15 protein-coding genes are annotated in these 23,043 nt (G+C 72.2%); 9 read left to right on the forward strand and 6 right to left on the reverse strand.

Annotated elements, in window-relative coordinates:
* Nucleotides 1-134: 134 nt before the first annotated feature.
* The gene (locus IEZ24_RS03305) at nucleotides 135-2,429 is read right to left on the reverse strand and encodes an ATP-binding protein (RefSeq protein WP_165355958.1); all 2,295 of its coding nucleotides are present in this window, start codon (nucleotides 2,427-2,429) and stop codon (nucleotides 135-137) included.
* 154 nt (nucleotides 2,430-2,583) lie between these two features.
* Here IEZ24_RS03305 and pulA point away from each other — a divergent pair, with 154 nt between their 5' ends.
* A complete protein-coding gene (pulA, locus tag IEZ24_RS03310; RefSeq protein ID WP_242498371.1) occupies nucleotides 2,584-8,343 on the forward strand; it encodes a pullulanase-type alpha-1,6-glucosidase in 5,760 nt (1,919 codons plus the stop codon).
* Nucleotides 8,344-8,410: 67 nt separating this feature from the next.
* On the opposite strand, the gene IEZ24_RS03315 is transcribed toward pulA, so the two are convergent.
* Together IEZ24_RS03315 and IEZ24_RS03320 are read right to left on the reverse strand one after the other, a co-directional pair.
* On the reverse strand, nucleotides 8,411-9,715 hold the full coding sequence (locus tag IEZ24_RS03315) for a citrate synthase (protein WP_129453424.1): 1,305 nt from the start codon (nucleotides 9,713-9,715) through the stop codon (nucleotides 8,411-8,413).
* 130 nt (nucleotides 9,716-9,845) lie between these two features.
* Nucleotides 9,846-11,171, reverse strand: a complete 1,326-nt coding sequence (locus tag IEZ24_RS03320; RefSeq protein WP_242498372.1) for an NAD(P)/FAD-dependent oxidoreductase — start codon at nucleotides 11,169-11,171, stop codon at nucleotides 9,846-9,848.
* Between the two features lie 245 nt (nucleotides 11,172-11,416).
* Here IEZ24_RS03320 and rplM point away from each other — a divergent pair, with 245 nt between their 5' ends.
* From rplM to glmM, 4 genes are all read left to right on the forward strand, one after another.
* A complete protein-coding gene (rplM, locus tag IEZ24_RS03325) occupies nucleotides 11,417-11,860 on the forward strand; it encodes a 50S ribosomal protein L13 (RefSeq protein ID WP_129453426.1) in 444 nt (147 codons plus the stop codon).
* 17 nt (nucleotides 11,861-11,877) lie between these two features.
* Entirely contained in the window at nucleotides 11,878-12,378 is a 501-nt protein-coding gene (rpsI, locus tag IEZ24_RS03330) for a 30S ribosomal protein S9 (RefSeq protein WP_129453427.1), read from the forward strand.
* A gap of 199 nt (nucleotides 12,379-12,577) precedes the next feature.
* Nucleotides 12,578-14,836: a PxKF domain-containing protein gene (locus IEZ24_RS03335; protein ID WP_129453428.1), complete on the forward strand. Its 2,259-nt coding sequence runs from the start codon at nucleotides 12,578-12,580 to the stop codon at nucleotides 14,834-14,836.
* 74 nt (nucleotides 14,837-14,910) lie between these two features.
* On the forward strand, nucleotides 14,911-16,257 hold the full coding sequence (gene glmM / locus IEZ24_RS03340) for a phosphoglucosamine mutase (RefSeq protein ID WP_129453429.1): 1,347 nt from the start codon (nucleotides 14,911-14,913) through the stop codon (nucleotides 16,255-16,257).
* Between the two features lie 25 nt (nucleotides 16,258-16,282).
* Here glmM and IEZ24_RS03345 read toward each other — a convergent pair whose 3' ends face one another.
* Nucleotides 16,283-16,636: a GatB/YqeY domain-containing protein gene (locus IEZ24_RS03345; protein WP_129453430.1), complete on the reverse strand. Its 354-nt coding sequence runs from the start codon at nucleotides 16,634-16,636 to the stop codon at nucleotides 16,283-16,285.
* Between the two features lie 82 nt (nucleotides 16,637-16,718).
* On the opposite strand from IEZ24_RS03345, the gene IEZ24_RS03350 reads away from it, so the two are divergent.
* Entirely contained in the window at nucleotides 16,719-17,711 is a 993-nt protein-coding gene (locus IEZ24_RS03350) for a GNAT family N-acetyltransferase (protein WP_129453431.1), read from the forward strand.
* Here the strand turns inward: IEZ24_RS03350 and IEZ24_RS03355 are convergent, their stop codons facing one another.
* Complete coding sequence (locus IEZ24_RS03355) at nucleotides 17,712-18,110, reverse strand: winged helix-turn-helix transcriptional regulator (protein ID WP_129453432.1); 399 nt, start codon at nucleotides 18,108-18,110, stop codon at nucleotides 17,712-17,714.
* 80 nt (nucleotides 18,111-18,190) lie between these two features.
* Between IEZ24_RS03355 and IEZ24_RS03360 the strand changes: the two genes are divergently transcribed.
* Complete coding sequence (locus IEZ24_RS03360) at nucleotides 18,191-18,775, forward strand: NAD(P)-dependent oxidoreductase (protein ID WP_129453433.1); 585 nt, start codon at nucleotides 18,191-18,193, stop codon at nucleotides 18,773-18,775.
* A gap of 245 nt (nucleotides 18,776-19,020) precedes the next feature.
* Nucleotides 19,021-19,968: a hypothetical protein gene (locus IEZ24_RS03365; protein ID WP_129453434.1), complete on the forward strand. Its 948-nt coding sequence runs from the start codon at nucleotides 19,021-19,023 to the stop codon at nucleotides 19,966-19,968.
* Between the two features lie 152 nt (nucleotides 19,969-20,120).
* Here IEZ24_RS03365 and coaA read toward each other — a convergent pair whose 3' ends face one another.
* A complete protein-coding gene (coaA, locus tag IEZ24_RS03370; RefSeq protein ID WP_129453435.1) occupies nucleotides 20,121-21,122 on the reverse strand; it encodes a type I pantothenate kinase in 1,002 nt (333 codons plus the stop codon).
* 65 nt (nucleotides 21,123-21,187) lie between these two features.
* Here coaA and glmS point away from each other — a divergent pair, with 65 nt between their 5' ends.
* Entirely contained in the window at nucleotides 21,188-23,032 is a 1,845-nt protein-coding gene (gene glmS, locus IEZ24_RS03375) for a glutamine--fructose-6-phosphate transaminase (isomerizing) (RefSeq protein WP_129453436.1), read from the forward strand.
* The last annotated feature ends 11 nt before the right edge of the window (nucleotides 23,033-23,043 follow it).

The raw sequence follows: 23,043 nt of genomic DNA on the forward strand, positions 1-23,043 counted from the left end.
CGGTGACGGCACGGGTGCGCGCCGTGGCACCACCCTCGGAGCCGGCGTCGCCCCACACCACGGACAGGCGCGGGTGTGGGGAAGGTGTGCGGGAGGTGTACGGGTCAGGCCCGGTCAGGTTCGGTCATGCCCGTTCAGGTCCGCAGCATGGCGGCGGCGTCCGTGGCCGGGAGCCCGCGGCCGGTGTCGAGCGCGTCGTCGTAGCGGTCGGGGCCCAGGTGGGTGCGCGCCTCGGTCGCGGCGGCCTCGATCGCAGCCGGGTCCGGGCGGTAGTAGCCGTAGCCGCGGGAGCCGAGGGCCTCGCGGATCGCCTGTGCGGCGCCGAGGAGCAGCGGGACGCGCGCGTGCTGGCCGGACGCGGCGGCGAGCACGGCGCCGGCGTCGAGCAGGTAGGCGAGGTTGGCCTGGTCGCCGGTCTCGAGGGAGAGCCGGGCTCCCTCCTCGAGGTGGCGGCGGGCGGCGTCGTGGTGGCCGCGGCCGAGCTCGACCTGGAACAGGTTGTAGAGCGCGATGTAGGAGGTGAGCCGGTCGTCACGACGTCGTGCCGAGGCCAGTCCCTCGTCCACCAGCCGCACGGCCTCGTCGGCGTCACCCTCCAGCAGGGCGACGGTGCCGAGCCAGATGTGGGAGAGGGCCCAGGTCCACTCGACCTCCGGGCCGCCCAGCTCCGCGTGGTGCAGCGCCTCGCGGAACCGGTCGCGGGCCAGGTCGAGGTCCCCCTCGACCAGCGCGACCAGGCCCCTGCCGGCGATGCTGTTGGAGAGGATCTCGTGGACGTCCCCGGCGCGCTCGTGCGACAGCCGCCACCATCCCGCCGCGCCGGCGACGTCGTCCATCGCGAACGCCATCGTGGCGGCGCCGAGCGCGGCCCGGGCGTACACGTCGTCCGCCAGGCTGTGGCTCTGCTGGAGCACGGTCTCGGCGAAGCGCCTGCCGTGGTCGTGACGGCCGCGGAGCCACCAGTAGAGCCAGAGCTCCCACGCCATCCGCGCGGGTGTCTCGACGTCGCCGGCGGCGAGTGCGCGCTCGGCGGCGGCGTCGAGGTTGGCGGTCTCGAGGTCGATCCGGTCGAGCGCGCGGACCTGTCCGCCGTTGCGGTAGCTCGAGCTGTTGTCCTCGGCGACGCGGAGGAAGTGGGCGGAGTGGGCGCGGGCCGCGCCGTCCCACTCGCCGGCCTCGTGCAGCAGGTCGCGGGCGTACTGGGCCACGGGCTCCAGCAGGCGGAAGCGCCCCGACGGCTCGGCGACCACGAGCGACTGCTCGACCAGCGACTCCAGGGCGGCCACCACGTCGTACGTCGCCCCCGCGCGTTCGGCGACGGCCTCGAGGTCGGACAGCGTGGTCCCGCCGACGAAGACCCCCAGCAGGCGCAGCAGCGACTGTGCGGGGGCGTCGAGGAGCCCGTTGCTCCAGTCGAGGGTGGCGCGCATCGTCCGCTGTCGCGGGGGCAGGTCCCGCGGACCGGAGCGCAGTGCGCTGTCGAGGCGGTCGAGCAGTGCGGCGGGGTCGAGCAGCCGCGCCCGGGCGGCCGCGAGCTCGAGGGCCAGCGGCAGGCCGGCGAGCTGCTCGCAGGTGGCGGCGACCGCGGCGGCGTCCGCGGAGTCGGCTCCCCACCCGGGGCTCACCCGCTGCGCCCGGTCGAGCAGGAGGCGGGCGGCGGGGGAGGGTGAGCCGTCGGGCGCCTCCTCGACCTCCAGCGGCTCCACGCCGTACTCGGTCTCGCCGCGCACCCGCAGCGGGGCACGGCTCGTGGTGAGGACGGTCAGGTCGGGGACGGACTCGACCAGCGCCGCCACGTCCGGGGCGGCGTCGAGCAGGTGCTCGAGGTTGTCGAGGACGAGCAGCCGGTGCTGGCCGCGCAGCCGGTCGACCACGTCGTCCAGGACGGGGCGCGCCGGGTCCCGCGCCGCGTCGACCGCGTCGGCGACGGCCGCGACGACCTGCCCGGCCTCCAGGAGCGGAGCGAGCTCGACGAGGGTCACCCCGTCGGCGAAGCGGTCGCGCACCCGGGTCGCCACCGCCAGGGCGAGACGGGTCTTGCCCACGCCGCCGGGACCGCTGAGGGTCACCAGCCGGCGGGTGCCGAGCAGGTCGGCGACCCGTGCGACGTCGTCGTCGCGACCCACCAGCGGGGTCGCCGGGACGGGGAGGTCGCGTGGGCGTACGGATGCCGTCGCGGCGGCCTGCCGGGACGACCTCGCCGGGACCGCGGCGACCAGCGCGGCCCGCTGGTCGTCCGTCAGCTCGAGGGCGCCCGCCAGCGAGCGGAGCGTGTGGGGGTAGGGGCGGGTGCGGGTGCCACGCTCGAGGGCGCTGATCGCGTGCGGGCTGAGGCCCGCACGCTCGGCGAGCTCCTCCTGCGAGAGCCCGGCCTCCTCGCGCAGCGTGCGCAGCACCGTGCCGAGGGTGCTCTCCCCGTGTGTCCCCACGTCTCCTCCGTGACTGCCTGTGCGGCCTGTCCCGAGTGCTCGGGAGTGTAGTGACCGCCGGGGCGCCTGAAGAAGCACTGCGTGCGCCCTAGGGGTGGGCCCGGGTCCTGAAAATTGTTGCAGTCCTTGCAACTTTTCCCAGTGGACGCCTAGTGTGACCGACGCCACCCCGACCACCCGCGGACCGGGGGCCTCGCACCTCTCGGGAGCCATCGTGCGTCGTTCGTCCCCTGCCCTGCTCGGCGTGGCCACAGCGGTCGCCACCCTCGTCGCCTCCCTCGCACCGCTCGCACCCGCCCGGGCCGAGCACCGCGCCGAGGCGCCGACCTCCGTCACCCTGGTGGGCAACCTCCAGGACGAGGTCGGGTGCCCGGCCGACTGGTCGCCGGCGTGCGAGGCCTCCGGCCTCAGCCGCCTCCCCGACGGTTCGTGGGAGCTCGTCACGGAGGTGCCCGCGGGGACCTACCAGTACAAGGTCGCGGTCAACGGCTCGTGGGAGGAGAACTACGGGGCCGGCGGGACGGCCGACGGTCCGAACCTGCCCCTGGTGCTCGAGCACGCCGCGCGACTGCGCTTCACCTACGACGACGCGTCCCACCGCGTCGCCGTCGCGCCGGCCGAGCAGCCCGACGCGACCCCCACCGACGCCGACCGCGCGCTCGCCGGCACCTCGCTGCGAGGACCGTTGACCCGCGAGAACTTCTACTTCGTCATGGCGGACCGCTTCGCCAACGGAGACCCGGCCAACGACGCCGGCGGCCTCACCGGCGACCGGCTCGCGACCGGGCTGGACCCGACCGACAAGGGCTTCTTCCACGGCGGTGACGTGCAGGGCCTCTCCGACCGCCTCGACTACATCGCCGACCTCGGGACCACCGCGATCTGGCTGACGCCGAGCTTCAAGAACCGGCCGGTCCAGGGCAGCGGGGCCGACGCCAGCGCCGGCTACCACGGCTACTGGGTCACCGACTTCACGCAGATCGACCCGCACTTCGGCACCAACGCCGAGCTCGAGGCGTTCATCGACGAGGCGCACGGGCGCGGCATCAAGGTCTTCTTCGACATCATCACCAACCACACCGCCGACGTCATCGACTACGAGGAGCAGCAGTACGGCTACGTCCCGAAGGCCGACGAGCCCTACCGCGATGCCTCCGGGAACGTGTTCGACGACCGCGACTTCGCGGGCGGCGAGGACTTCCCCGAGCTCGACGCCGCGACGTCCTTCCCCTACACGCCGACCTTCCGCAGCGAGGCCGACCGCACCGTCAAGGTCCCGGGCTGGCTCAACGACACGACGAACTACCACAACCGCGGCGACTCGACCTTCGCCGGCGAGTCCTCGACCTACGGTGACTTCGTCGGCCTCGACGACCTCTTCACCGAGAAGCCCGAGGTCGTCGAGGGCATGACGGACATCTACGAGGCGTGGGTCGACCTGGGCATCGACGGCTTCCGCATCGACACCGCCAAGCACGTCAACCTCGAGTTCTGGCAGCAGTTCGCCCCCGCGATCCGCGAGCACGCCGCCTCCATCGGCAACGACGACTTCTTCGCCTTCGGCGAGGTCTACGACGCCAACCCGGAGTACCTGTCGACCTTCAGCACCGCGGGGCGGCTCGACGCCACGCTCGACTTCGGGTTCCAGGACGTCGGCACCGGCTTCGCCAAGGGCGCCGCGACGACACGTCTGCGCGACTTCTACGCCGCCGACGACTGGTACACCGACACCGACTCCAACGCGTACGCCTCGCCGACCTTCCTCGGCAACCACGACATGGGCCGCATCGGCACCTTCCTCCGGGGCACGGACTCCGTGTTGGAGCGCGACGCGCTGGCGCACGCGCTGATGTACCTCACCCGCGGCCAGCCGGTCGTCTACTACGGCGACGAGCAGGGCTTCGTCGGCGACGGTGGCGACAAGGACGCCCGCGAGGACATGTTCCCCAGCAGGGTCGCCTCCTACAACGACAACGACCTCATCGGCACCGACGCGACCACGGCCGACGCCAACTACGACACCGGCCACCCGCTCTACCGCACCATCCGCGACCTCGCGGCGCTGCGCAGGGCCCACCCGGCGCTCGCCGACGGCGCGCAGCTGCACCGCTACGCCTCGAACGCCGCCGGTGTCTACGCCTTCAGCCGCATCGACGCCACCGAGCGACGCGAGCTCCTCGTCGCGGTCAACAACGCCACCACCGAGAAGACGGTGACGGTCGGCACCGAGATGCGCCGGAGCACGTTCACCCGGGTCTGGCCCGCGGGCAGGGAGTCGCTGCGCACCGACGCCGAGGGGCGTACGACGATCACGGTCCCGCCGCTGTCGGCCGTGGTCTGGCGGGCCAACGGCAGGCTCGCCGACCGCGAGGCCGCCCCGGCGATCCACCTCGAGAAGCCCTCCGCCGGAGGCACCGTCGGCGGCCGCGCGCCCATCACCGTGGCCGTCCCCGACGGCGGCTTCAACCAGGTCACCCTCGCCTGGCGTCGCGCGGGCGCGGCGGGGTGGGCGCCGCTCGGCACCGACGACAACGCGCCCTACCGGGTCTTCCACGACGTCCGGTCACTGCCGCACGGCACCCTCGTCGAGTACCGCGCCGTGCTGCGCGACAGCAGCGGCAACCTGTCGGTGGCCTCGTCGTGGGCGACCGTGGGCGACCCCGAGCCGGAGCCGACGCCCGGAGGCGGTGGCGACGGTGGTCCCGTCACCCAGCCCGGGGCGGTGTCGGTCCCGGGCAGCCACAACTCGGAGATGGGCTGCCCCGGCGACTGGGACCCGGGCTGCCCCGAGGCGCAGATGTCGCTCGACGCCGACGACCTCGTGTGGAAGAAGACCGTGACGCTCCCCGAGGGCGACTACGAGTACAAGGCGGCCATCGACGGCACGTGGGACGAGAACTACGGCGCCGGAGGTGCCCGCGGCGGTGCCAACGTCCCGCTCGACGTCCCCGCGGGCGGGAGCCCCGTGACGTTCTACTACGAGCACGGCTCGCACTGGGTCACGAGCGACGCCAACGGCCCGATCATCACGCTCGCCGGGAACATGCAGTCCGAGCTCGGCTGCCCCGGGGACTGGCAGCCCGACTGCATGCGTGGGTGGCTCAAGGACCTCGACGGCGACGGCACCTACACCTTCACCGGCACCCTGCCGGCCGGCAGCTACGAGACCAAGGTCGCCCACGGGCTGTCGTGGGCCGAGAACTACGGCGCCGACGGCGTGCGTGACGGCGCCAACATCGGCTTCGACGTCCCCGCGGGAGGGGTCCGGGTGGTCTTCACTTATGACGTGGGCACCCATCGACTGCAGGTCTCGACGCGCAGCGCCGGCGCCGCCCCGGACCTGGCGAAGGCGCGCGCGCACTGGCTGCGCCGCGACCTCGTCGCCTGGGACGTCACCGACCCGGCGTCGCGCCGCTACCGCCTGCACTGGTCGCAGGCCGGCGACCTCGGCGTCGACGCGGAGGCCGTCACCGGCGGCTCCAGCGCGCCGCTGACCCACGACCCCGCCGGCCTGCCCGCGGACGTGCTCGCCGACTTCCCGCACCTCGCCGGCCACGAGGCCTTCCGCCTCGACCGCGCCACGGCCCGACGCGCCCCCGAGATCCTCACCGGGCAGCTGGCCGTCGCGTCGTACGACCCGGGCGGCGCGCTGCACGACGCGACCGGCGTCCAGCTCCCGGGCGTGCTCGACGACGTGTACGCCGACGCGACCGACGCCGACCTGGGCGTCACCTGGCGCGGCGGACGGCCGACGCTGGCGCTCTGGGCGCCCACGGCGCAGGACGTCACCGCGTCCGTCGCCGGCCGGACGGTCCGGATGACCCGGCGCGCCGACGGCACGTGGACGGCCTCCGGCCCGGCGTCGTGGCGCGACGCGGCGTACACCTACGACGTCACCGTCTTCTCGCCCGCCGCAGGGAAGGTCGTGACGAACCGGGTGACCGACCCCTACTCGGTCGCGCTCACCACGAACTCGCAGGCCTCGCTCGTCGTCGACCTCGCCGACCCGTCCCTGGCGCCCACGGGCTGGTCGCGGACCACGCCGCCGACGATCGCGCTGCCGGAGGACCGCAACGTCTACGAGCTGCACGTGCGCGACTTCTCGATCGGCGACGAGACGGTGCCCGCCGCCGAGCGCGGCACCTACCTCGCCTTCGCCCGCGGCGACTCCGTCGGCATGCAGCACCTGCGCCGGCTCGCCGACGCCGGGCTCAACACCGTCCACCTGCTGCCGGCCTTCGACATCGCCACCATCGAGGAGCGACGCTCGGCCCAGCGGGTCCCGGCGTGCGACCTGGCCTCGTTGCCTCCGGACTCCGAGCGCCAGCAGGAGTGCATCGACGCCGTGCGCCCCCGCGACGGCTTCAACTGGGGCTACGACCCGCTGCACTACACCGCCCCCGAGGGGTCGTACGCCACCGACCCGGAGGGCGCGCGCCGCACCGTCGAGTTCCGCCGGATGGTGCAGGGCCTCAACGGTGCCGGGCTCCAGGTCGTGATGGACGTGGTCTACAACCACACCGCGGCCAGCGGCCAGGACCCCAAGTCGGTGCTCGACCGGATCGTGCCGGGCTACTACCACCGGCTCAACGCGTCGGGTGCGGTCGAGAGCTCCACCTGCTGCTCCAACACCGCGACGGAGCACCGCATGATGGAGAAGCTGATGATCGACTCGGTGCTCACGTGGGCACGCGACTACAAGGTCAACGGGTTCCGCTTCGACCTGATGGGCCACCACTCGCTCGACAACATGACCCGCCTGCGCGCCGCGCTCGACGGGCTCACGGTCAAGCGCGACGGCGTCGACGGGAAGGCGATCTACCTCTACGGCGAGGGCTGGAACTTCGGCGAGGTCGCCGACGACGCCCGCTTCGTGCAGGCCACCCAGCGCAACCTCGCGGGCACCGGCATCGGCTCCTTCAGCGACCGGCTGCGCGACGCCGTACGCGGGGGCGGGCCGTTCGACGAGGACCCGCGCGTGCAGGGCTTCGGCTCGGGCCTGTTCACCGACCCCAACGGCGCCGAGGTCAACGGCAGCGCCGACGAGCAGCGCGCGGACCTGCTGCACCAGCAGGACCTGGTCAAGCTCGGGCTGGCCGGCAACCTCGCCGACTTCCGCTTCCGCTCCTCGACGGGCGAGGACGTGGTGGGCTCCGAGGTCGACTACAACGGCCAGCCGGCGGGCTACGCCGCCGACCCGTCCGAGACGGTCACCTACGTCGACGCCCACGACAACGAGACGCTCTTCGACTCGTTGGCCTTCAAGCTCCCGACGGGTACGTCGATGGCCGACCGCGTGCGGATGAACACCGTCTCGTTGTCGACGGTCGCCTTCTCCCAGGGCGTGGTCTTCTGGCACGCCGGCACCGACCTGCTCCGCTCCAAGAGCCTGGACCGCAACTCCTACGACTCCGGTGACTGGTTCAACCGGGTCGACTGGCAGCGCCGCGAGAACACGTTCGGCTCGGGGCTGCCGCTGCGGGCCGACAACGAGGGCAAGTGGGACTTCATGCGCCCGCTGCTCGCCGACCCGGCGCTCGACCCGGGCGCCGACGCGATGGACGCCGCGCACGCCCGCGCGCAGGACCTGCTCCGGATCCGGATGTCGTCGCGGCTCTTCCGCCTCGGCAGCCTCGAGGCGGTCCAGGCCAAGGTGTCGTTCCTCGACGCCGAGCCGGGCGTGATCGCGATGCTCGTCGACGACACCGTCGGCGCCGACGCCGACCCGGGACGCGACGGTGTCCTGGTCGTGTTCAACGCGACCCCGGACGCCGCCACCGTCAGCGGCACCGGCGCCGGCTGGACGCTGCACGACGTGCAGGCGAACGGCGGCGACGCAGTGGTCAAGGGCAGCACGGTCGCCGCCGACGCGGTCACCGTGCCGGCACGGACGACGGCGGTGTTCGAGCGCTGACCACGAACGAGCGAACGCCCCCGGCCGCAGGGCCGGGGGCGTTCGTCGTACGTCGTGGTGCCGGGGTCTATGCCCAGCGCTCGGAGGCCGCGGTGAAGGTCAGCTCGCGGTCGCCGGTGTAGATCTGCTTGGGACGGGCGATCTTCTGGTCCTTGTCCTGCACCAGCTCGGCCCACTGCGCCAGCCAGCCCGGCGTACGGCCGATGGCGAACAGCACCGTGAACATCTCCGGCGGGAACTGGAAGGCCTCGTAGATGAGGCCGGAGTAGAAGTCGACGTTGGGGTAGAGCTTGCGCTTGACGAAGTACTCGTCCTCGAGCGCGATCTTCTCCAGCTCGAGGGCGATGTCGAGCAACGGGTTGGTGCCGGTGACCTCGAAGACGTCCTCGGCGGACTTCTTGATGATCTTCGCGCGCGGGTCGTAGTTCTTGTAGACCCGGTGGCCGAAGCCCATCAGCCGCTCGTTGCCGTCCTTCACGCCGTCGATGAAGGCGGGGATGTTCTCCTTGCTGCCGATGCGCTTGAGCATCCGCAGCACCGCCTCGTTGGCACCGCCGTGCAGCGGGCCGTAGAGCGCGCCGACGCCGGCCGCGACGGCCGAGTAGGGGTCGACCTGCGAGGAGCCGACCGAGCGGACCGCGTTGGTCGAGCAGTTCTGCTCGTGGTCGGCGTGCAGGATGAACAGCACGTCGAGGGCCTTCACCAGGCGCTCGTCGGCCTCGAACTTCTGCTCGCTCATCTTGAACAGCATCGAGAGGAAGTTGGCGGTGTAGCCGAGGTCGTTGTCGGGGTAGACGTACGGCTTGCCCTGGGCGTGGCGGAAGGCCCACGCGCCGAGCGTCGGCATCTTGGCGATCATCCGCACGATCTGCATGTGGCGGTTGTCCGCGTCGCTGATGTTGCGGGCGTCGGGGTAGAACGTCGACAGCGCACCGACCGAGGCCATCAGCATGCCCATCGGGTGGGCGTCGTAGCGGAAGCCGTGCATGAAGTTCTTGACGTTCTCGTGCACGAACGTGTGGTAGGTGATCTCGTGCACCCAGGCGTCGTACTGCTCCTTGGTGGGCAGGTCACCGTGGATGAGCAGGTAGGCCACCTCGAGGAAGTTGGACTTCTCCGCGAGCTGCTCGATCGGGTACCCGCGGTACTCGAGGATGCCCTTGTCGCCGTCGATGTAGGTCACCGACGAGCGGCACGAGGCGGTGTTGACGAACCCCGGGTCGTAGGTCGCGAGGCCGGGATCCTCCTCGCCGAGGCGGATCTGCCCCAGGTCCTTGGCCGCGATCGTGTTGTCGGTGATCGCGATGTCGTACGTCTGACCGGTCCGGTTGTCGGTGACAGTCAGGGAATCCTTGGCCGCAACGTCGGTCACGTCGGCTCCTGTCTCTGCACTCGATGAATTTCGAGCGTCTGGTGTACGTCGTCAGTTGTCCCCTCAACTTAGTCCGGCCCTCGACACGACGGCCAATCAGGTGTCCACGCCCGAGGTCGCCACCACGGAATCAGCGGCCGGCGACCCGATCCGCGAGGGAAGCGATGCGGCTGGTGCGCAGGAGCCCGGCGTCCTCACGTCGGTCCGCCGCGCGGTAGAGCCGGTAGAGCGCGTGCACGCCCGCCCAGCGCAATGGTTCGGGCTCCCACCTCCGGACGCGGTGGCCGGTCCAGGGGAGCCGGGTCAGCTCGGTGTCGGCGCCCAGCACCAGGTCGCGCAGCGTCCGGCCGGCGAGGTTCGTGGCGGTGAGTCCGGACCCCACGTAGCCCCCGGCGTGCCCGAGCCCCGTTCGGGGGTCGTACGCCACGCTCGCGCTCCAGTCGCGCGGCACGCCGAGCACCCCGCACCACGCGTGGTCGAGGCCGATCCCGCGCAGTGACGGGAAGAGGGACGTCAGCGTCGAGCGCAGCGACTCGACCGTCCAGTCCTGCGTGCGTCCGTCGACGTCGGTGCGCGAGCCGAACCGGTACGGCACCCCGCGACCGCCGAGCGCGATGCGACCGTCGGCGGTGCGCTGGGCGTAGCAGTAGGCGTGTGCCTCGTCGCCGAGCAGCTCCTGGCCGCTCCACCCGATCTCGTGCCACTGGCCGGGCGTGAGGGGCTCGGTCACCACGATGGCCGAGTTCATCGGCAGCCAGTCGCGGCGGTGTCCCGCGAGCCCGGCGGTGAACCCCTCGAGGCAGCGCAGCACGACGGGCGCCCGGACCGTGCCGCGCTCGGTGACGACGGCGCCCGGCTCGAGGCGTACGGCGCGGGTGCCCTCGTGGATCCGGACCCCGCGCTCGCGCACGGCGCGAGCCACGCCCGAGACCAGCTTCGCCGGGTGCACCCGCGCGCAGTCCGGGTCGAAGTGGCCCGACACCGCACCCGCGACACGGATCCGCTCGGCCACCTGCGCCGCGGTGAGCTCGCCGTCGAGCCGCTGCCGCTGGGCCTCGGAGCGGGCGACCGTCAGCACCCCGCTGCGCACGACGTCGGCGTGGATGCCCTCGCGCGCGGCGACGCCGACGACCTCGTCGACCGTGCCGCGCAGGGCGGCCCGGAGGCGCTCCACGCCGTCGGCGCCGGCGACCCGCTCGTACGTCCGCGCGCTGCCGGCGAGCTCGCTCGACAACCAGCCGCCGTTGCGCCCCGACGCCCCGAAGCCGGCGAACTCCGCCTCGACGACGCGGACGTCCAGGGTCGGGTCGGCCTCGTGGAGGTACCAGGCCGTCCACAGCCCGGTCAGGCCGCCGCCGACGATGGCGACGTCACAGGTCGCGTCCCCGTCGAGCCGGTCGGCGGGGGAGGGCAGCCCGACCTGCTGCCACCAGAAGGACACGCCGCCGTTGCGCACGGGCACATTGTCGCCCGATCGCGCACCGTCGGCGTTTTGACCCTCTCGCGTGACGAGCCGTACTCTTGCTGGTCGCGACTCCTGCCGCGTCCGCTCCCTCCCCACGGAGGGCCAGAGCGGGTGCAGATCCGGACGTCATCCCCACTGGGTGGGGAGCGATCCGGGCCGTGTTCGTCAGACGTCGCAGCTCCACCTCCGTCTCCCGGCCGGGAGACGGACCCAACGAACCAGAACGGGATACCGCCGTGCGCACGTACAGCCCCAAGCCCGCTGACATCCAGCGCGAGTGGCTCGTCATCGACGCCACCGACGTGGTCCTCGGACGCCTCGCCGTCCAGACCGCCAACCTCCTCCGCGGCAAGCACAAGCCGACCTTCGCTCCTCACATGGACGTGGGCGACTTCGTGATCATCGTCAACGCGTCCAAGGTGTCGCTGTCGGGGACCAAGAAGACCACCAAGATGGCCTACCGCCACTCCGGCTACCCGGGCGGCCTGTCGGCCACCCCGTTCGGTGAGCTCCTCGAGAAGGACGCCCGCAAGGCCATCGAGAAGGCCGTGTGGGGCATGCTCCCGAAGAACAAGCTCGGTCGCCAGATGCTGAAGAAGCTCAAGGTCTACGCCGGCCCCGACCACCCGCACGCGGCCCAGAAGGCCACTCCGTTCGAGATCTCGCAGATCTCCCAGTGACGACTGAGGACTCACACATGACTGAGAACAGCACCGAGGTCGAGGAGACCTTCGAGACCGGCGCCGACGGCGTCACCTACACCTCCGAGAGCGACGCCTCCGCCGACGCTCCCGCCCGCCCGGCCACCATCGCGCCGGCCGGCGCCACCGGTCGCCGCAAGGAGGCCGTCGCCCGCGTCCGCATCGTCCCGGGCACCGGCGAGTGGACCATCAACGGTCGCTCGATGGACAGCTACTTCCCCAACAAGCTGCACCAGCAGATCGCCAACGAGCCGTTCGTCGAGCTGCAGCTCGAGGGCCGCTTCGACGTGATCGCCCGCATCCACGGCGGCGGCATCGCCGGCCAGGCCGGCGCCCTGCGCCTCGGCGTGGCCCGCGCGCTCAACGCCGTCGACGTCGAGGCCAACCGCCCGGCGCTCAAGAAGGCCGGTCTGCTCACCCGCGACGCCCGCGTCGTCGAGCGCAAGAAGGCCGGTCTCAAGAAGGCCCGCAAGGCCTCGCAGTTCAGCAAGCGCTGATCCCAGCACCGCCCACGAGGCCCGCACCGTCGACGACGGTGCGGGCCTCGTCGCACGTCCACCCCCAGGGGGGTACGTACGTCAAGAAACGTCGTAGTGACGACCGAGGTCGTCCGAAGCCGCCGCCGTGATCGGTGGGTGTTCCTAGCGTCCTCAGGGTGCGCCGTGGGGGTGCACCTGGATGCATCGGAGAACGCACATGTCAGTGTCAGTACGTCGCGGGGCCGTCGGCCTCGCGCTCGCTTCGGCGCTGGTCGCTGGGCTCTCCCCGGCGGTGCACGCCGACAACGTCGAGGCGGACAGCCTCGAGGGCGGGGTCGCCGCGCTCGGCAACGTCTGTCGCGGCACGACGAAGAACGGCTCGGTCGGCTTCACGCTGAACCGCAACGGCGGTGCCAACAGCCAGGCATGGGGCAACTCGGCGCTCGTCACTGTCGCTCCCACCACGCAGCCGGCGCCGCTCGCGCTCGGCACGACCGCCGCGACGACCCTGTCCAACTGGACGACCGCCGGCAACGACGCCTTGGTCGACGCCGGGGACGCCTCTGTCTCGCTGACGGTTCCCTCCGGAGCCGCGCTCGGTACCCGGACGGCGAGCGTCACGTACGCCGCCAGCGGCCGCGGCGCGACGGCTGCCACCACCACCCGCACGGCCGACGTGACCTTCAGCTGGACGGTCGTGGACTGCACGCCGGTCGACACCACCGCGCCCGTCATCAGCAAGGAGCTCACGCCCGCGACGCCGGACGGTGCCAACGGCTGGTACCGCACCGACGTCGCGGTCGACTGGACGGTCACCGACGCCGAGTCCGCGGTCACGCTGGATGGGTGCCAGGACGCTGCCCTCACCAGCGACGGTTCCCTGACGTCGTCGTGCTCGGCCACGAGCTCGGGCGGCAGCGCGGGACCGGTGAGCGTCACGGTGAAGCGCGACGCGACGCCGCCCACCCTCGAGCCCGTCGTCAGCGGCGTGCTGGGCGAGGACGGCTGGTACACCGGTGACGTCGACGTGACGTGGGAGGCCGGCGACGTGACCTCAGGCGTCGACCCGGCCACCGTCTGCGCTCCCTCCACCCTCGCCGAGGACACCGAGGGGCAGAGCTTCAGCTGCACCGTGAAGGACCTGGCCGGCAACGCCGCGACCGCCTCGGTGACCGTCAAGCGCGACGCGGCCGCACCGGTGATCGTCAAGAAGGTCAGTGGCACGCTCGGGGCCAACGGCTGGTACACCAGCGACGTGGACGTCTCCTTCGAGGTCTCCGACGCCACCTCGCAGCTGGCCTCCACCGCCGGGTGCGACGACGTGACGCTGGACGAGGACAGCAGCGGCGAGACGTACACGTGCACCGCGACCGACGGTGCCGGCAACAGCGCGAGCGCGGTCGTGGACGTCAAGCGCGACGCGACCGCCCCGGACGTCACGTTCACCCGCACCGGAGCCAAGGGGACGAACGGCTGGTACACGGGGCCGGTGGTCCTCGACTGGACCGTGTCCGACGCGCTGTCGGGCCTCGCGAGCACGCAGGGATGCGTGGACCGGACGGTCGCCACCGACGGACGCGAGACCTTCCCGTGCTCGGCGATCGACGAGGCAGGCAACACCGCGTCTGCCGAGGCGGCAGTGGACCTCGACGCGACCGCCCCCGTCATCACCCCGACGGTCACCGGTCCGACCAAGGGCACCGAGTGGTTCACCGGTGACGTCACCGTGACGTGGAGCGTCGACGACCCGACCTCCGGCGTCGCCACGACCTCCGGCTGCGAGGAGGTCGCCGTGACCGAGGACACCGCCGGGACGACGTACACCTGCTCGGCGACCGATGCAGCCGGCAACACGACGAGCAAGGGCACCACGGTCAAGCGGGACGCCACTGCGCCCGTGCTGACCCTGACGGGCGGACCGGCGCACGGTGCGACGTACGACTTCGGGGACGTGCCGGCCCCGTCGACCTGCGCGGCGAGCGACGCCACGTCCGGCCTCGCGGGTGACTGCAGCGTCACGGCCGGCGGGACCGCGGTCAGCGCGGAGCGCACGCAGGTGGCAACCGTGACCGACCAGGCAGGCAACGTGGCCACGGAGACGCGCACCTATGCCGTCGCCGCCTGGAGGCTGGACGGCTTCTACAAGCCGGTGACCATGGGCACGGCGGTCGTCAACACGGTCAAGGCCGGCTCGACGGTGCCGCTGAAGTTCAACGTCCTCAAGGGCGGCACGGCCATGACGTCCGACATCGGTGCCTCGTTCAGCGCGAAGAAGGTGGGGTGCGACGGCTCGGACGTCCTGAACGCGGTCGAGGAGTTCGTCACCACCGGCAGCACCAGCCTCCGCTACGACGCGGCGGGCGGGCAGTGGGTGCAGAACTGGGCGACGCCAGCGGGCGGGAAGGGCTCCTGCTACCGCGTGACGATGACGACGGCCGACGGGTCCGCGATCTCGGCGGACTTCAAGCTCAAGTAGCACTGGGGGAGCTGCACTGGGGGAAGGGTGGGGGAAGGGGTCAGGGCCCGGGGGCTCCCGTAGGCTCCCGGGCCATGACCCGACTCTTCGGCACGGACGGGGTCCGGGGCCTGGCGAACGCCGATCTCACGGCGGAGCTGGCCCTGGACCTCTCCGTCTGTGCGGCACACGTCCTGGCCGACCGCGGCGAGTTCGAGGGGCACCGCCCCCTCGCCGTGGTGGGCCGCGACACCCGCATCTCCGGCCAGTTCCTCGAGGCCGCCGTCGTCGCCGGCCTCGCGTCGGCGGGCGTCGACGTGCTGCTCCTGGGTGTGCTGCCGACCCCCGGCGTGGCCTACATGACCGAGCGGCTCGGCGCCGACCTCGGCGTGATGCTGTCGGCCTCGCACAACCCGATGCCCGACAACGGCATCAAGTTCCTGGCCCGCGGCGGGCACAAGCTCGACGACGCGATCGAGATCGCGATCGAGCGCCGGATGGGCGAGCCGTGGGACCGGCCCACCGGCGGCAACGTCGGCCGCGTCGACGCCTACGAGACGGCTGTCGAGGAGTACGCCTCCCACCTCGAGAGCACCATCACGCACCCGCTCGTGGGGCTCAAGGTCGTCCTCGACTGCGCGGAGGGCGCCGCCCACGCCGCCGGCCCGCGCGCGCTCGAGGACGCCGGTGCGACCGTCATCGCGATCCACGCCGACCCCGACGGCCTCAACATCAACGACAGCTGCGGCTCGACGCACCTCGAGTCGCTGCGCGCGGCGGTCGTCGAGCACGGCGCCCACGCCGGCTTCGCGCTCGACGGTGACGCCGACCGCTGCCTGGCCGTCGACGCCGCGGGCAACGTGGTCGACGGCGACCAGATCCTCGCGATCCTGTCGCTGTCGCTGCTCGAGCAGGGGCGGCTCGCCAAGGACACCGTGGTCGCCACGGTGATGAGCAACCTCGGCTTCGTCCAGGCGATGCGCGCCGGCGGAGTCGGCGTACGCCAGACCAAGGTGGGCGACCGCTACGTCCTCGAGGCGATGAAGGTCTCGGGCTACAACCTCGGCGGCGAGCAGTCCGGGCACGTGATCCTCAGCGACCACGCGACCACCGGTGACGGCATCCTCACCACGCTCCACGTCATGGAGCGGATGGCGACGACCGGCAAGTCGCTGGCCGAGCTCGCGTCCGTGATGACCCGGCTCCCGCAGGTGCTGGTCAACGTGGCCGGCGTCGACAAGTCGCGCGCCGACGAGGACGCCGTGCTGGCCGCGGCCGTCGCCGAGGAGGAGGCGGTGCTCGGCGAGCGCGGCCGCATCCTGCTGCGGCCGTCGGGCACGGAGCCGATCGTCCGCGTCATGGTCGAGGCCCCCACCCAGGACGAGGCGCAGGGCGTGGCCACCCGCCTCGCCGACGTCGTACGCCGCCAGCTGGCGCTCTAGCCCAGGCGCCCGCCGGGTCGCAGGGCTACGCGTCCCGCAGGGCCGTCAGCACGTCTGCCGCCCGCCGTACCGCTCCTGCACGCTCGGGGACCGAGCCGGCGTACGCGCTGCCGGCCTCGTGCAGCGAGGCGATCTCTGCGTCGAGCACGGCACGCTCGTCGGCGTCGCTGAGGACGCGTCGCTTCGCCTCGGTGGCTCCCGCGCCGACCGGCGCGTCCTCCAGTGCCCCGCTCGCCCGACCGTGCGCCGGCACGGCCTCGGCGTTCTCGAGCGCGGCGAGGGCCGTCCGGATCGTCGACACCGTCTCGGCGTCCCGGGCCCGTCGGGCGTCGAGAAGCGCGGACCGCAGCCGCGATCGCAGGGGGGACTCGGTCGTCATGGCACCACCTTGTCGGGGCGTACGGCTGCGCGCACCCGGATATCCGCATGACGGGCCGCGGCCGCGCGGCTACGGTCGCCGCGTGGTCGACATCGAGCAGATCAACCCCCGCAACGAGGCCGCCCTGCGGGCCTGGTGGGAGGTCGGCCGGGCTGCCACCGCCGACCGCCCCGGAAAGCCGTGGCCGCTGTGGGAGCAGAGCCGGGTCGCGCTGCCGGCGGACAACCCCGAGCGCGGCGTCACGCTCGTCGGCGCGATCGACGGTCGCGAGATGGTGGGCGCCGGGTTGCTCACCCGCACGCTGAAGGAGAACCTGCACACCGCGATGGCCTTCGCCTTCGTCCGGCCGGACCGCACCCGCGAGGGCATCGGCCGCCGGCTCGTCGAGGAGCTCGAGGTCGTGGCCGTCGGCGACGGGCGCCCGACGGTGCAGAGCGAGGCCTACCTGCCGCCCGGCGGCTCGGGGGCCGCGGAGCACTTCGCGCGTGCCATGGGCTACGACGTGGCGAGCCGTGAGTCGATCAAGGAGCTCACGCTCACCGACTTCGTCGAGCGGCGCGACGCCCTGGCCGCCCGGGCACCGGTCCCCGAGGGCTACCGGATCATCACCTTCGACACGGTCTGCCCCGAGGAGCACCTCGCGTCGTTCGGCCGGCTGCTGGGGATGCTGATGTCGGAGGTGCCGCTGGGCGACCTCGACCTGGAGGCCTCGGAGTGGAGTGCCGAGAGGATCCGGGCGGCCGAGCAGCGCCAGGTCGACACGGGCCGGCACGTGCAGACCGCGATGGCGATCGCACCGGACGGATCGGTCGCGGGCGTGTCGGACGTACGCGTCGACGACAGCGACCCGGTCCACGGGCAGGTCGGCATCACGATCGTGGACCCCGCCCACCGCGGCCGTCGGCTCGGGCTGGCGCTCAAGGTCGCGACCCACGACCTGGCGGTGGCCACCTATCCCGACCTGGTGTCGGTCGACACCTCCAACGCCGAGGTCAACACGTGGATGAACGCCGTCAACGACGCGCTCGGATACCGCACGATCGAGACCCTGCTGGAGCTGCAGAAGAAGCTGTGATCAGCGGGCGTCGAGCGGCGGGTCGAGCGCCGCGTCGTAGGTCTCGCGCGCGCCGAGGATCTGCGACAGGTGGGTCTCGGCCCAGTCGGTGAGGGTCTGGATCGGGCCGGTGAGGGAGGCGCCGAGGTCGGTGAGCTCGTAGTCGACGCGCGGCGGCACCTGCGCGTGGACCGTACGGGTGAGCAGGCCGTCGCGCTCCATCGCCCGCAGCGTCTGGGTCAGCACCTTGGCAGCCACGCCGCCGACGCGCACCCGGAGCACGCTGAAGCGCAGGGGGCCGTCCTGGAGGGCGCCGATGACGAGCACCGTCCACTTGTCACCGATGCGGTCGAGCACGACGCGGGTCGGGCAGTCGGGGTCGAAGGCGTCGCCGCGGTCGGGGGTGCTCTTGGTTACCACAGGGTACTTATAGCACGTTGAAGTGCTTGGTTACCAATGGTTACTGTCGCGTCAACCTCCCACGACCCGAAGGACTCCACATGAAGATCGCCCTGTTCGGCGGCACCGGCATGGTCGGCTCCCGCATCGCCGCCGAGGCCGCCGGCCGCGGCCACGAGGTCACCGCGCTCAGCCGCTCGACCGGTGCCGACATGGCCGACGCGGCCGCCGTGCGCGATGCGGCGGCGACCCACGACGTCGTCGTGTCCGCCACCGGCCCGAGCCGCACCGGCGAGCCGCACGAGCCCTGGCTCGCCTCGGTCTCCACCCTCATCGAGAACGCCGCCGACGCCCGCGTCCTCTTCGTCGGCGGAGCCGGCTCGCTGCTCACCCCCGACGGCACCCGCCTGCTCGACACCGACGGCTTCCCCGAGGCGTACAAGGCCGAGGCCACGTCCGGTGCCGCCGCCCTCGACCTGTTCCGTGCTGCCCCCGAGTCGCTCGACTGGACCTTCGTCAGCCCGGCGCCCGTCATCGCTCCCGGCGAGCGCACCGGCTCGTACACCACCTCGCTCGACACCCCGGCCGGTGACTTCATCAGCGCCGAGGACTACGCCGTCGCCCTGGTCGACGAGATCGAGCAGCCGCAGCACCGGCGCCGGCGCTTCACCGCCGCCACCGTCTGACCGTTTCCCTCCGTACGCCGCCGTACGCCTCCCGCGGGTGTGACGTCATGGCGGGTGGTTGCCCCGCCGACCGCCCGCCATGACGTCGTACGACTGCGTCATGGGCGCTGGTCGACGGAGCGACCGCTGCCACTGACGTCGTCCGAGGGCCGCCAGGCGTCCACAGGACACCGTTCCGGACGCCTGTCCACAGGTGCGCGCCCGCGTCCGCGCCGGTGGTCGACGGTGGCGCCGATGCTGCCTCCATGGAACGTAAGCGACATGACCCCAGGCAGCGGCGCCGCATCCTCGGCGAGCTCGACGGCATCGCCGCGCGCCAGGGCGGCGTGGTCTCACGAGCCCAGGCGTACGCCACCGGGCTGACGCGCGGTGAGCTGCGGGCGCAGGTCAGGGCTCGGCGATGGCAGCGGGTGTGGTCCCGGTCGGTGTGCGTCCACACGGGCGAGGTCTCGGTGCTCGGCCGGCAGTGGGCGGCCGTGTTCGAGGGCGGCGACCGGGGGATGCTCGACGGTGAGTCCTCGCTCGTCGCCTCGGGGCTGAAGAACTACGAGACGTCCGTCCTCCGCGTGTCCGTTCCTCGCGGGGTGAAGCCACTGCGGGGCGTGGGGCTCGACATCCGGCGGACCCGACGATGGTCTGCCGACGACCTGGTCGCGACCGGGGTCCCGCGGACCAGGGTTCCCGTGGCTGCCGTTCGCGCGGCGATGTGGGCGAGGAGCGACAAACAGGCGTCCCTGCTGCTCATGATGCCGGTGCAGCAGGGCATGACCACGCCCGAGCACGTCGGCCGCGCACTGCTGGCCGTACGACGCGATCGCCGCCGCGAGCTCATGCACGCGGTGGTCGACGACATGCTCGGTGGCGTCCGGTCCGTGGGGGAGCTCGACTTCGCGCGGGAGTGCCGGCGGCGCGGGTTCCCCGAGCCGGACCGCCAGGTCGTGCGCCGCGGCAAGGACGGGCGCTACTACCTCGACGTGTGCTGGGACGACTTCGGCCTGGTCGTCGAGATCGACGGGATCCACCACTCGTGGGCGACCTCGGTCGTGCCGGACGCGCTCCGGCAGAACGAGGTCGCGCTGGGCAGGGCGACCGTCCTCCGGTTGCCGCTCCTCGGCCTCCGCGTAGCGGCCGACGAGTTCTTCGACCAGGTCGAGCGGGGCCTGCGCGACGGCGGCTGGTGCGCGGCCGCATGACGTCCGGCGCGTACGTCATGGAGCCCGGTCGCCCGGTCAGCCAGCCGCCATGACGACCCAGGCGTACGTCATGGCGCGCGGTCGCCCGGGCAACCAGCTGCCATGACGACAGGCGGGGGCGTACGGCGGCCGGGCGGCGTACGGCCGACGCCTCAGAGCTTGCGCAGCCGCACGTAGCGCACGGAGTGGTCGGTGTCCTTGCGCAGCACGAGGTTGGCGCGCGACCGGGTGGGGGCGACGTTCTGGACGAGGTTGGGCTCGTTGATCGAGTCCCAGATCCGGGTGGCCTGGTCGACCGCCTCGTCGTGGGAGAGCGCGGCGTACTTGCGGAAGTAGGACGCCGGGTCGCGGAACGCGGTCTCCCGCAGCCGCAGGAACCGGTCGACGTACCACCGCTTGATGTCGGTGAGCGCGGCGTCGACGTAGACGGAGAAGTCGAAGAAGTCGCTGACCGCGAGCCCGGTGCGGCCGTCGTCGCGCATCCGCGCCGGCTGGAGGACGTTGAGGCCCTCGATGATCACGATGTCGGGTCGCTTGACGACGACCTTCTCGTCGGGGAGCACGTCGTAGACGAGGTGGCTGTAGATCGGTGCCTCGACCTCGTCCTTGCCCGACTTGATGTCGATGACGAACTTCAGCAGGGCCTTGCGGTCGTACGACTCCGGGAAGCCCTTGCGGTGCAGGATCCCGCGTCGCTCGAGCTCGGCGTTGGGCAGCAGGAAGCCGTCGGTGGTCACGAGCGCGACGTTGGGGTGCTCGGGCCAGTGGGCCAGCATCTGCTGGAGCACGCGGGCCGTGGTCGACTTGCCGACCGCCACCGAGCCGGCGAGTCCGATCACGAAAGGTGTACGCGGCGGTGTCACGCGGTGCAGGAACTCCTCCTGCTCGCGGTGGAGGCGCGAGTTGGCCGCCACGTAGAGGCTCAGCAGGCGCGACAGCGGCAGGTAGACCTGCTCGATCTCGCGCAGGTCGAGCTGGTCGCCGAGGCCGCGGAGACGGGCGACCTCCTCGGGGGTGAGGACCGTCTCGGCGGTGCCGGCGAGCTCGGCCCACGCCGCCCGCTCCAGCTCGACGTAGGGCGAGGCCTCGTTGCCGTTGGTGCCGTTGGTGCCGCCGTTGGTGCCGCCGGGGGAGGGCGACGCGACCTCGGACATGGGTGCGATTGTGGCACCGTGAGGCCCCGCAGCCGCGCAGCGGCCTGCCGATAGACTCTCGGCCCATGTGTGGAATCGTCGGGTACGTAGGTGCCAAGCCGGCCGAGGGAGTGGTGATCGAGGGCCTCAGGCGGCTGGAGTACCGGGGGTACGACTCCGCCGGGATCGCCCTCGTCGACGCCGGGTCGATCGTCTCCGACAAGCGTGCGGGCAAGCTCGCCAACCTCGAGAAGGCCATCGCCGAGTCGCCCCTGCCGCCGGTCACCACCGGGATCGGCCACACCCGCTGGGCCACCCACGGTCCGCCGACCGACCGCAACGCGCACCCGCACGTGGGGCGCGCGCGCCGGGTCGCGCTGGTGCACAACGGCATCATCGAGAACTTCGCCGCGCTCCGCGGGCGCCTCGAGTCGGCCGGGGTCGAGATGGCCTCCGACACCGACACCGAGGTCGCGGCGCACCTGCTCGAGGAGCAGCTCGAGACCGGTGTCGACCTCACCGTCGCGATGCAGAACGTCTGCCGCGGCCTCGAGGGTGCCTTCACCCTGGTCGCCGTCGACTCCCAGGACCCCGACCGCGTGGTCGCGGCGCGCCGCAACAGCCCCCTCGTCGTCGGGATCGGCGAGGGAGAGAACTTCCTCGGCTCCGACGTCGCGGCCTTCATCGAGCACACCCGCGAGGCGATGGAGCTCGACCAGGACCAGGTCGTCACGATCACCCGCGAGGGCGTCGCGGTCTCCGGCTTCGACGGAACCCCGGCCGAGGGCCGCCGCTACCACGTCGACTGGGACCTGTCGGCCGCCGAGAAGGACGGCCACGACTGGTTCATGCGCAAGGAGATCTTCGAGCAGCCGCGCGCCGTCGCCGACTCGCTGCTCGGCCGCCGCGGCACCGACGGGCTGCTCCAGCTCGACGAGATGCGCCTGTCCGACCAGGACCTGCGCGACGTCGACAAGATCATCATCATCGCGGCCGGCACGTCGTTCTACGCCGGGATGGTCGCCAAGTACGCCATCGAGCACTGGTGCCGGATCCCGGTCGAGGTCGAGCTCGCCAGCGAGTTCCGCTACCGCGACCCCATCCTCACCAGCGACACCCTCGTCGTGGCGATCAGCCAGTCCGGCGAGACCGCCGACACCCTCCAGGCGATCCGCCACGCGCGCGAGCAGCGGTCCAAGGTCCTGTCGATCTGCAACACCAACGGCTCGACCATCCCGCGCGAGTCCGACGGCGTGATCTACACCCACGCCGGCCCGGAGATCGGCGTCGCGTCGACCAAGGGCTTCCTCACCCAGCTGGTCGCCTGCTACCTCCTCGCGCTCTACCTCGCCCAGGTCAAGGGCACCCGCTTCGGCGACGAGATCTCCCAGGTGATGGACCAGCTCGAGCGGATGCCGGCCCACGTGCAGTCCGTGCTCGACAAGGCCGAGGAGGTCTACTCCCTCGCCCGCGACCACGTCGGCAGCCGGTCGGTGCTCTTCCTCGGCCGCCACGCCGGCTATCCCGTCGCCCTCGAGGGCGCGCTCAAGCTCAAGGAGATCGCCTACCTCCACGCCGAGGGCTTCGCCGCCGGCGAGCTCAAGCACGGGCCGATCGCGCTGGTCGAGGAGGGGCTGCCGATCCTGTGCGTGGTGCCGCCCCGCGGACGCGACCAGCTGCACGACAAGATGATCAGCGGCATCCAGGAGGTCCGGGCCCGCGGCGCCCGTACGCTCTGCCTCGCCGAGGAGGGCGACACCACCATCGAGCCCTACGCCGACGTTCTGATCACCCTGCCCCAGGTGCCGGTGCTGCTGCAGCCGCTCGTCGCGGTGGTGCCGCTCCAGCTGTTCGCCTGCGAGCTGGCCACCCAGCTCGGCCACGACGTCGACCAGCCGCGCAACCTCGCCAAGTCCGTCACGGTCGAGTAGGACGGCGAGCG

This window comes from Nocardioides ganghwensis (genome assembly GCF_014779655.1).
GTDB lineage: Bacteria > Actinomycetota > Actinomycetes > Propionibacteriales > Nocardioidaceae > Nocardioides > Nocardioides ganghwensis.

What these genes read in the sequence shown, in the direction of transcription:
- rpsI (WP_129453427.1), top strand. Translation starts at nt 11,878, where the DNA reads ATGACTGAGAACAGCACCGAGGTCGAGGAGACCTTCGAGACCGGCGCC.
- IEZ24_RS03335 (WP_129453428.1), top strand. Translation starts at nt 12,578, where the DNA reads ATGTCAGTGTCAGTACGTCGCGGGGCCGTCGGCCTCGCGCTCGCTTCG.
- glmM (WP_129453429.1), top strand. Translation starts at nt 14,911, where the DNA reads ATGACCCGACTCTTCGGCACGGACGGGGTCCGGGGCCTGGCGAACGCC.
- IEZ24_RS03345 (WP_129453430.1), bottom strand. Translation starts at nt 16,636, where the DNA reads ATGACGACCGAGTCCCCCCTGCGATCGCGGCTGCGGTCCGCGCTTCTC.
- IEZ24_RS03360 (WP_129453433.1), top strand. Translation starts at nt 18,191, where the DNA reads ATGAAGATCGCCCTGTTCGGCGGCACCGGCATGGTCGGCTCCCGCATC.
- IEZ24_RS03365 (WP_129453434.1), top strand. Translation starts at nt 19,021, where the DNA reads ATGGAACGTAAGCGACATGACCCCAGGCAGCGGCGCCGCATCCTCGGC.
- coaA (WP_129453435.1), bottom strand. Translation starts at nt 21,122, where the DNA reads ATGTCCGAGGTCGCGTCGCCCTCCCCCGGCGGCACCAACGGCGGCACC.
- glmS (WP_129453436.1), top strand. Translation starts at nt 21,188, where the DNA reads ATGTGTGGAATCGTCGGGTACGTAGGTGCCAAGCCGGCCGAGGGAGTG.